This is a genomic window from Gemmiger formicilis (assembly GCF_016901605.1).
GTDB lineage: Bacteria > Bacillota > Clostridia > Oscillospirales > Ruminococcaceae > Gemmiger > Gemmiger formicilis_B.
The window spans coordinates 1-902 of record NZ_JACJKP010000340.1; the positions used below are offsets into that span (position 1 = coordinate 1).

Below are 902 nucleotides of genomic sequence, written 5' to 3' on the forward strand. Positions count from 1 at the left end.
ACGGCAAAAAACACGCTGCGTTCATGGGTGGCGCCCAAAGCCAGGCTGCCTTCATAGTAGCTTTCCGGCACAGCGTCCAGGCTGGCCTTGCTCACCGTGATGATGGTGGGCAGGATCATGATGCCCAGCAGCAGGGCCGCGGTGAACAGGCTCATGCCCTTGCCGCTCTTGACGCCCAGTACATCCTTGAAGAAGTCGCTCTTGACCATGGCCTGCACCGCAGGAACCATGACCACCATGCCGAAGAAGCCGTACACCACCGAGGGAATGCCCGCCAGCAGCTGGACCGCAGGCAGCATGACCTTGTTGACGGCAGGAGAGGCAAACTTGGACATATAGACGGCGGTGAGCAGACCGATGGGCACGCCCACGATGATAGCGCCCGCCGTAACATAGATGGAGCCCAGGATCATGGGCAGGATGCCGTAGATATCGTTGCCGGGTTTCCAGGTGGTGCCCAGCAGGAAGTTCAGGGGCCCGATCTTGAAGATGGTGGGCAGACCGTTGGCGAACAGGAACACACAGATCAGCGCAACGGCCAGGATCGAGATGCAGGCACAGGCGGTAAACACGCCCTGCATGACCCATTCCCGGGTCTTGGCGGTTTTCGTTTTCATTTTTCCTATACACGCTCCTTGGGGTTCAAAGGGGAAACCGATGGGTCCTACCATAAAAAGCGGCTGTCACTGCCGGAGCTGCAACAGCCGTTGGAGGATGCGGAACTTACTGGACGTCAGCCCAAACAGTGGCCTCGCCGGTGTAGATGCTCTTGATCTGGTCAACGCTCAGGTCGGCGGTGGTGTTGGCGGGGTTCACAACGACCGCGATGCCGTCCATGGCCAGCACGGTGGCGGTGGCGCCTTCGGCAGTTTCGGTATCCTTCAGCTCACGGCTGGCCATAC

2 protein-coding genes are annotated in these 902 nt (G+C 59.8%); both read right to left on the reverse strand.

Going from position 1 to position 902, the window contains the following annotated elements; translation table 11 throughout:
• A partial coding sequence (locus H6B10_RS14705; protein WP_204652276.1) for a PstC family ABC transporter permease occupies positions 1-617 on the reverse strand: 617 nt, incomplete at its 3' end.
• Positions 618-723: 106 nt separating this feature from the next.
• Complete coding sequence (locus H6B10_RS14710) at positions 724-900, reverse strand: substrate-binding domain-containing protein (RefSeq protein WP_204652277.1); 177 nt, start codon at positions 898-900, stop codon at positions 724-726.
• Positions 901-902 lie beyond the last annotated feature (2 nt).